The following is a 7,341-nucleotide window of genomic DNA, read 5'->3' as shown; positions in this document are numbered from 1 at the left end:
TTATCTAGGTTGGCGAAGGATGTTGGAGCGCTATGGGAGGGAAGTGAATATCTCACGTTGCTTGCATGAGGCGCTGGGGCGCCCCATGCAACACGTAATTGGGACATAGCCTTGTTTTTTGGCAACAGCAGGTGCTAGCTGGCCTGACGGACCGCTAGCCTGGCCAGTGGGCCCAGTAACCGGCGGCCAGCAGGGTGAGGGTGCAAAAGCCGGTCTCGACGGCGCCGCCGCTTTTGAGCGGCCAGCCCGGCAGCCGGTAGCGGCGCTTGCTGGGCCACAGCAGCGGAATGCCGGCCGGGGTGAGCCAGTCTCCCAGCAGGTGGCTGAGGTAGCCGATGATGAGGGCATCCTTGACGCCGGTGGGCAGCATGGCGGGAGCCAGGCTCTGATCCAGTCCCCAGATGGCGGCGGCCACCGCCAGCAGGCTGTGGGTGAAGCCGCGATGGCCGAACAGCCGCGACAAGGGTTTGGAGATCCAAGGCAGGCGTTGCCCCAGCACCGACCTGGGGTGGTCGAGGTCCGGCAGCAGGGCGCTGGCCAGTGCGGCAGGAATGGTGTGCCACAGGCTGGCGTCGGCCAGGGCCGGCGTCAGCTGGAGTTTGTGGGCGAGCAGGGTGCAGGTAACGGAGAAGAGCAGGTGCCCTTGGGCGGTCATGATGGCTACGACATGGGGAAAATGGCGGCGCATCTTACCAGTGTCGCGGGCCAATGCAGCAAAAAACCGGGGCCCGATGGGCAGCCCGGTCATTAACTGCGCGGATCTTCCACCTTGGCATCGGCGGGCACCCGTTTTTTGCCCAGCACCATGGCGCGTACCAGATCGCTGCGGGTGAGGCGGTCGGTCAGGATCACCACGGCCGCATGGACGCCGACGGCGGCCATCAGGGTGTTGGCAATGATGCCGTGCAGCTCCTCCAGCCACTCTTCGCCCCAGAAGGCATCCCAGGTGGTGAGCCAGCCGGTGACGACGGTGCCGACCAGCGACAGCAGCAGCAGCCAGATCATCAGGGCGCCGACCGGGTTGTGGCCGAGGTAGTAGGGGTGACGGCCCTGGGCCAGCTGACGCAGGTAGTAGCGAACCCGGGCCGGGGTCGGCCACCATTGGCCGAAGCGGGCGTAATGGGGACCGACCAGCCCCCACAGCAGGCGGATGATCAGCAGGATGCCCACTGCGTAGCCGGCATATTTGTGGGGCTTGCTGCCCTCTTCCAGCACGAAGAAGTTGAGCAGGCAGAGGGTGACGGTGGCCCAGTGAAACACCCGGATGAGGGGATCCCAGACTTTCACTTCAGAGGTTGTCATGGCGTGGCTCCATAGAAAGGGCCGGCAGGAGACCGGCCCATGGCCGGATTATTCGTCGATCTCTTCTTTCACTTTCTTCAGATCGGTCGGGTCGAAGTAGATCTCGACCTTGCGTTTCTCCTTGTCCCAACCGTAAATCTCGTAGCAGTTGGTCTTGGTGACCTTGAACTTCTTGATGTCGTAGCCCATCGCCTTGATCTGCTGCTGGGCGTCGGCTTCGCTCATCCACTTGCTCTTGTCGGCCTGGGTACATTGGGGGTCGGCCAGGGCTGCGCCGCTCAACAGGGGGATCAGTAACAACAGGGGGGTCAGTTTCATTGCTTGCTCCTTGCGGGTGGTTGGGTCAACAGCCACAAGGTTAGTTCACCTGCCTTAAGAAAGAATTAAGCGCAAAGGGAAATGAATGGGTCTCCCCGGTGGCCGACCGGGGAGGGGGCAATCAACTCAGCTTGCCCCGGATGAGCCACTTGTCGAGGGCGTTGGCGAAACGCTGCTTGTCGGCCGCGTTGAGGGGGGCCGGGCCGCCGGTCTGCACCCCGGCCGAGCGCAGCTCTTCCATGAAGTTGCGCATGCCGAGCCGCGCCTTGATGGTCTCGCGGGTGTAGATCTCGCCGCGAGGATTGAGCGCCTCGCCGCCGGCGTCGATCACCCAGGAGGCGAGCGGGATGTCGCCGGTGATCACCAGATCGCCGGGTTTGACCTGCTGGGCGATGACATGATCTGCCACATCGAAGCCCTTCTCCACCTGCTGAGTCTTGATGAAGGGGGAAGGGGGCACCCGCAGCCCCTGATTGGCCACTAGCGTGGTCACCACCTGGGCACGGTGGGCGGCGCGGTAAAGGATCTCCTTGACCGGAATGGGGCAGGCATCGGCATCAACCCAGATGGGCATGGCAGGGCTTCCTGTGTCTGAAACGAGTGGCGCATCTTAACACGGCCGGCGCGGGGCGGCTGCCCCGGGGCTGAGTCGGGCCCGGCTTTGGTGTAAGCTGGGCCGATGAACATGAGCAAAAAGGACGAGCAGATGGATCGGGTGCCCAGTGACGTAATTTATGGCCTGACCCTGGATGGCAGGGGTGGCATGCAGCCACTGGTGGCGGGCAGCGAGATACCGGCGCAGCAGCCGGGCTGGCTGCATCTGGACTACGGCAATCCGGAGGCGGCGCGCTGGCTGCTGCAGACCCCGTTGCTCAATGATGCGGCGCGCGAGTCGCTGCTCGGTCAGAGCAATCGCCCCAAGCTGGTCCGGATGGGGGAGACGGTGCTGCTGATCCTGCGCGGCATCAACCACAACAAGGATCACAGGCCGGAAGAGATGGTGGCGCTGCGCATCTACATCACCCCGGATCTCATCATCAGCAGCCGGCGCCGGCCGCTGCTGTCAGAACAGGATGTGTTCAACCAGCTCAAGCTGGGGGGCGGCGCCGATACCCCGGCCGACTGGCTGGTGGAGATCTGCGATGCCCTGACCGACCGGGCTGGGGAGTTCGTCGAGGAGCTGCACGATCAGATCCTGGATCTGGAGGAGATGGTGCTGATGCGCGACCTGCCCGCCAACGGCCGGCTGGCGCTGATCCGCAAACAGCTCATCATGATCCGCCGCTACCTCTCGCCGCAGCGGGATCTGGTGGCACGCCTCGCCAACGAGAAGATCAGCTGGCTGGATGAAGATGACCGGCGGCGTCTGCTCGACATCGCCGATCGGCTGCGGCGCTGGCTGGACGATCTGGATGCCGGGGTGGCGCGCACCGCCGTGCTGGCGGACGAGATCAACAACCTGATGGCGGAGGCGACCAACCGCCGCGCCTACCAGATGTCGGTGATGGCGCTGCTGTTCTTGCCCGCCAGCTTCCTGACCGGCCTGTTCGGCATCAACCTGGGGGGCATTCCCGGGGCCGAGAGCCCGACCGCCTTCTGGATCTTCTGCGGCTCCCTGGTGGCGCTGGCGACCGGGCTGGCGGTCTGGCTCAAACATCGGCGCTGGTGGTAAGGAGCAGACATGACGACATGGGAATCTTTTGGCGTGACCCTGCTGTTGCTGCTGGGCCACACCCTCGTTCGCGGGCTCATTCACAAGAGCCTGCTGGCGCTGGCCCAGACCCGGCAGGTGAGCGAGAACCGGGTGCTCTACGTGGAGCACGTGTTCCACTTCCTGCTCGGCTGCGCCACCCTGCTGATCCTGGCCGGGGTGTGGGGGCTCGACTTCTCGCGGCTGGTGGTGCTGGCCTCCTCCTTCTTCGCGGTGCTGGGCGTCGCCATGGTGGCGCAGTGGTCGATCCTCTCCAACATCACCGCCAGCATCACCATCTTCTTCGCCTTCCCCTACAAGATTGGCGACCGGATCCGGATCCTCGACAAGGATGACTCGGTCACCGGGGTCATCACCGAGATAGGCCTCTTCTACGTACGGGTGCGCGATGACAACGGCGATCTGGTCACCTATCCGGCCAACCTGATCCTGCAAAAGCCGGTCAGGCGGCTGGAGGGCAAGGGGGCGGAACCGCTGCAACCGGAATGAGAAAAGGCTCCCTTGGGAGCCTTTTTTGAGCCTGCCGATCCCTCAGCGTTCGAAGAAGCGGTAGAGGTGTTCGACCTGGATCGGGCAATCCGCCACCAGGTGCACGTGCTGGCGGGCCTCCTCGACCGAGCCGAAGTAGCGGGGGCAGCCCAGGGTGTCGGTCATCTCGTACAGCTTGCCGTCCTGACCCCTGAACTCCACGATCCAGCCGGGCAGGATGGCGTCCTGCAGGATCTCGGCTTCCTTGAAGGCTTGCTGCTGATAGAGCTGGCGAAGTTCGCTGACTGTCATGACATCCTCCCGTGACGCTTGATGCCACTTCAAGTCTAGTGGTTGCGGTCAGGGTCGGCCGGCTCATTTGGCCGATTTGAGGTGCTCCCAGGCCCAGCGCAGGCGGATGAAGGTGTCGGCATCGCCCCCGCGATCCGGGTGGTGTTGCAGCGCCAGCTCTCGCCAGCGGCGGCGGATGGTGTCGGGCCCCGCCTCGGTCGGCAGGGCGAACAGGGTCAGCGCCTCGGCCCTGTGTTCATCTCGCTCACAGGCCCGCCAGAAGCTGCCGAGCAGCGCCTCCACCTCCTCCCGGTCGGTCTGCCAGAACACCTGCCAGTCGAGGTAGTAACTGCGCAGCGCCTCGCCCTGGGCGAGGGCGCCTACTCCCTCGCGGGTGGTGAGCGGTTCGAGCCGGATATCCAGGGTGCTGATCACCAGCCACCACCCTTCGCCATGAAGCTCGGCCTGCAGCTGGTAGAGGGCGTTCATGATGAGGAAGTTGAGCCGAAACAGCTGCAGCTGCTCATCCCCCGGCAGAGGCGGGATGACCTCCTGGCGGCGCAGCTCGGCCAGCAGCTCGTGCACCTTGTAGCTGCCGCTTGCCTGCCGCAGCAGTGTCAGCAGTGGAGCCAACAGCGGGTTGGGCCGTGTCTCGCTCATGGGGTGGCCGTCTCCTTCGGCGGTTGCAGGGCGATCAGCAGCTCCCCGGCCAGCGGTTCGACGGGGCCGGTGACGATGCGGGCCCGCCCCTTGCCGTCCAGCACGAACAGCGGAATGGCGCCCGGGTTGGCCTCCTGGTACTGGGTCCAATCGAACGCCTCGCTCAGCCGGGTCGCCTTGATCTGGCCGCCCCGGCTCAGCAGGCCGCTCAACCGGGCGTAGTTGATGTCGGGACCGAACAGGTTCTGGCGGGCGCGAAAGGTGGCGCTCTCCCGATTGGCCTTGCCGTGCTGCTCGCTGGAGCGCAGGGAGTAGACCTTCTCCTCGCCGTAGAGGTGGGCGAAGTGCAGCACGCCGAGGGCGTTGTTGTGGCGGTTGGGGGAGAGCGCCAGCACTGTGCTGATGCTGGTGAGCGGCAGGTGCAGCTCGGCGTGTTCGGATTGCGGGTTGCCGAAGTAGCAGGGCAGGTTGCTCATCCGCGCCTGTTTGCAGAACTCCCAGGCGGGATCGCAGAGCTGAACCGGCACCCCCTGATCCGCCAGCGCCTTGCCGATGGCCCGCGCCACCGAGTTGGCCCCGATGATGAGCCAGGTGTTGGGGGCGCTCTGGCGCATCTTGAGCAGGCCGGCCAGCGGCGCCGAGGTGAGGCTCTGCAGCACCACGGTGGAGATGATCACCGCAAACACCAGGGGGACCAGCTTGTCGGCATCGGGAATACCGGCCTGGTGCAGGCTGATGGCGAAGGAGGCGCTGACCGCCGCCGCGACGATGCCGCGCGGCGCAATCCAGCCGAGCAGGGCGCGGGCCCGCCAGGAGAGATCGGATCCCCAGGTGGAGACCAGAATGCAGAGCGGGCGCGCCACGAACTGCACCACGCACAGCAGCGCCAGCACCATGGGGCCGAGCAGCCAGAGCTGGGCCAGATCGAGGCGGGCCGCCAGCAGGATGAATAGGGAGGAGATGAGGATGACGGCGAGATCCTCCTTGAAGGCCAGCACCTCCTCCAGATCCAGCCCCTCCTGATTGGCGAGCCAGATGCCGAACACGGTGACTGCCAGCAGGCCGGATTCGTGGCTGAGCCAGTTGGAGAGACTGAAGGTGACCAGCACCAGCGCCAGCACCCCGAACTTGTGCAGGCTAACCGGCAGCCAGTCCTTGCGGATCAGCAGGGTGGTGAGCCAGCCGGCGCCGACCCCGATGAGCGAGCCTACCCCCACCGTTTTGGCCAGCGCCAGCAGGGTGTGGCCGATGAGATCTCCCTGACTGCCGAGGCGCACCGCCTCGAACACCAGCACCGCAAACAGGGCGCCGATGGGATCGATGACGATCCCTTCCCAGCGCAGGATGCGGTCCACTTCCCGGGTCGGACGGATCACGTTGAGCATGGGGGCGACCACGGTGGGGCCCGTCACCACCAGCACGGCGCCGAGCACCATGGCGACCCGCCAGTCCAGCCCCAACAAGAAGTAACCGGCGCTGCCGATGACGGCGAAGCTGGCCAGCATGCCCACCGAGCAGAGGTTGCGCACCACCTTGCCGATCCCTTTTAGCTCGGCCAGGTGCAGGGTGAGCGCCCCCTCGAACAGGATGATGGCGACCGACAGGGAGACCAGCGGAAACAGCAGGTCGCCGAGCAGGGCGTCGGGGTCGAGCAGGCTGCTGACCGGGCCCAGCAGCAGGCCGGTGAGCAGCAGAAACAGGATGGCGGGCACCCGCAGCGACCAGGCCAGCCACTGAGCCAGCACTGAGACCAGGGCGATCCCGGCCAGGGAGAGAGCAATCATGCAGACCTCGATTAAGGCGATGAACCTGGAGGAAGTGTAGTGGGGAAGATGGTCAGATTGACACCCGCCGTAGGCGGGAACAAGGGGGGAAGCGGATCGCGCGACAGCGGGAGTCACGGGTTACCTGCTGTGGGAGAGGGGCGGGGTGTGGCCGCTGGCTGCGGCCACCAGCCGGATTAGATGGGGCTCTCTTTGTGGAGTTCGGTGACGCAGTCGGCCACCGCCAGCACCAGCGCCGAGCGCACCACCTGATCGAGCCGGTTCAGCTGCATCTGGTAGAAGGGCCAATCCTCCTCGTTGGCGGGGGCCTCCTGCGGCATCATGCCGCCCTGGCTGACGCCGTGCAGGCGTGCCAGCAGATCGCGGATCGGCTTGTCGCTGAAGCGGTAATCCTTGGGGTCGCGCACCAGAAAATCGCGGATCTTCAGGTAAGCCTCGAGATCCTGATAGCGTTCGAGAGAGATGAGGCCGAGAGCGAAGATGAGCTTGAGGCGCACCTCCAGCTGGCCGAGAGGGCCGCTCTGGTTGAGCAGGGGTTCGATGGCGTATTTGACGGCATACTCCTCCTGACGGAACGCGCGTCGCATCAGAGAGTCGACCGCCTCTTCCAGGATGGTCACGACCTCGAGAAAGAAGCCGCGAGGGCCATCTTGCTCGTTCAGTCGCTCCAGTACTTCATCTTCCTGGTGTGTGGTCATAAGTGCATTGGGTCCAGCTGACAGGGAGAGAGTGGGCCTCTCTCCCGGTTTTTATCGTATGAGGCGCTTTGGTGGCCGGCCTTAGTGGGCCGGCGGCGACGGCGCCTCA

Annotated in this window: 10 protein-coding genes and 1 pseudogene; 3 read left to right on the top strand and 8 right to left on the bottom strand. The window is 65.1% G+C overall.

Annotated elements, in window-relative coordinates; all coding sequences use genetic code 11:
• Window positions 1-109, top strand: a pseudogene (locus ACB032_RS13145) (IS1595 family transposase); the annotation flags it as partial.
• 45 nt (window positions 110-154) lie between these two features.
• Here ACB032_RS13145 and ACB032_RS13140 read toward each other — a convergent pair.
• From ACB032_RS13140 to ACB032_RS13125, 4 genes are all read right to left on the bottom strand, one after another.
• Window positions 155-655 (bottom strand): metal-dependent hydrolase, encoded by a 501-nt coding sequence (locus tag ACB032_RS13140; RefSeq protein ID WP_371138067.1) that lies wholly within the window; start codon window positions 653-655, stop codon window positions 155-157.
• A 92-nt stretch (window positions 656-747) separates the two neighbouring features.
• A complete protein-coding gene (locus ACB032_RS13135) occupies window positions 748-1,302 on the bottom strand; it encodes a cytochrome b/b6 domain-containing protein (RefSeq protein ID WP_101149842.1) in 555 nt (184 codons plus the stop codon).
• A 48-nt stretch (window positions 1,303-1,350) separates the two neighbouring features.
• Window positions 1,351-1,620 (bottom strand): PepSY domain-containing protein, encoded by a 270-nt coding sequence (locus tag ACB032_RS13130; protein WP_011704515.1) that lies wholly within the window; start codon window positions 1,618-1,620, stop codon window positions 1,351-1,353.
• 121 nt (window positions 1,621-1,741) lie between these two features.
• Window positions 1,742-2,194, bottom strand: a complete 453-nt coding sequence (locus ACB032_RS13125) for a YaiI/YqxD family protein (RefSeq protein WP_011704516.1) — start codon at window positions 2,192-2,194, stop codon at window positions 1,742-1,744.
• Between the two features lie 105 nt (window positions 2,195-2,299).
• On the opposite strand from ACB032_RS13125, the gene zntB reads away from it, so the two are divergent.
• Both zntB and ACB032_RS13115 read left to right on the top strand, forming a co-directional pair.
• Window positions 2,300-3,292, top strand: coding sequence for a zinc transporter ZntB (zntB, locus tag ACB032_RS13120; RefSeq protein ID WP_024943648.1), 993 nt, complete (start codon window positions 2,300-2,302; stop codon window positions 3,290-3,292).
• A 9-nt stretch (window positions 3,293-3,301) separates the two neighbouring features.
• Window positions 3,302-3,820 carry a mechanosensitive ion channel domain-containing protein gene (locus ACB032_RS13115; protein ID WP_029301879.1) on the top strand — a complete coding sequence of 173 codons (519 nt, stop codon included), beginning with the start codon at window positions 3,302-3,304 and terminating at the stop codon, window positions 3,818-3,820.
• 42 nt (window positions 3,821-3,862) lie between these two features.
• Here the strand turns inward: ACB032_RS13115 and ACB032_RS13110 are convergent, their stop codons facing one another.
• From ACB032_RS13110 to ACB032_RS13095, 4 genes are all read right to left on the bottom strand, one after another.
• Complete coding sequence (locus ACB032_RS13110) at window positions 3,863-4,111, bottom strand: hypothetical protein (RefSeq protein WP_011704519.1); 249 nt, start codon at window positions 4,109-4,111, stop codon at window positions 3,863-3,865.
• A 63-nt stretch (window positions 4,112-4,174) separates the two neighbouring features.
• Window positions 4,175-4,750, bottom strand: a complete 576-nt coding sequence (locus ACB032_RS13105) for a DNA-J related domain-containing protein (protein WP_371138066.1) — start codon at window positions 4,748-4,750, stop codon at window positions 4,175-4,177.
• Complete coding sequence (locus tag ACB032_RS13100; protein WP_371138065.1) at window positions 4,747-6,534, bottom strand: cation:proton antiporter; 1,788 nt, start codon at window positions 6,532-6,534, stop codon at window positions 4,747-4,749. The genes ACB032_RS13105 and ACB032_RS13100 overlap by 4 nt, the downstream gene beginning before the upstream one ends.
• 176 nt (window positions 6,535-6,710) lie before the next feature.
• Window positions 6,711-7,232 (bottom strand): MltR family transcriptional regulator, encoded by a 522-nt coding sequence (locus tag ACB032_RS13095; RefSeq protein ID WP_005308438.1) that lies wholly within the window; start codon window positions 7,230-7,232, stop codon window positions 6,711-6,713.
• Window positions 7,233-7,341 lie beyond the last annotated feature (109 nt).

Origin of the sequence: Aeromonas sp. S5(2024) (genome assembly GCF_041403025.1) — a bacterium.
In the GTDB taxonomy this organism is placed as follows: Bacteria; Pseudomonadota; Gammaproteobacteria; order Enterobacterales; family Aeromonadaceae; genus Aeromonas; species Aeromonas hydrophila.
This window is presented reverse-complemented; position numbering and strand designations above follow the sequence as displayed.

Coding starts and splice junctions, on each gene's coding strand:
- ACB032_RS13110 (WP_011704519.1), bottom strand. CDS start 4,111: ATGACAGTCAGCGAACTTCGCCAGCTCTATCAGCAGCAAGCCTTCAAG.
- ACB032_RS13125 (WP_011704516.1), bottom strand. CDS start 2,194: ATGCCCATCTGGGTTGATGCCGATGCCTGCCCCATTCCGGTCAAGGAG.
- ACB032_RS13140 (WP_371138067.1), bottom strand. CDS start 655: ATGACCGCCCAAGGGCACCTGCTCTTCTCCGTTACCTGCACCCTGCTC.
- ACB032_RS13115 (WP_029301879.1), top strand. CDS start 3,302: ATGACGACATGGGAATCTTTTGGCGTGACCCTGCTGTTGCTGCTGGGC.
- ACB032_RS13130 (WP_011704515.1), bottom strand. CDS start 1,620: ATGAAACTGACCCCCCTGTTGTTACTGATCCCCCTGTTGAGCGGCGCA.
- ACB032_RS13100 (WP_371138065.1), bottom strand. CDS start 6,534: ATGATTGCTCTCTCCCTGGCCGGGATCGCCCTGGTCTCAGTGCTGGCT.
- ACB032_RS13095 (WP_005308438.1), bottom strand. CDS start 7,232: ATGACCACACACCAGGAAGATGAAGTACTGGAGCGACTGAACGAGCAA.
- ACB032_RS13135 (WP_101149842.1), bottom strand. CDS start 1,302: ATGACAACCTCTGAAGTGAAAGTCTGGGATCCCCTCATCCGGGTGTTT.
- ACB032_RS13105 (WP_371138066.1), bottom strand. CDS start 4,750: ATGAGCGAGACACGGCCCAACCCGCTGTTGGCTCCACTGCTGACACTG.
- zntB (WP_024943648.1), top strand. CDS start 2,300: ATGAACATGAGCAAAAAGGACGAGCAGATGGATCGGGTGCCCAGTGAC.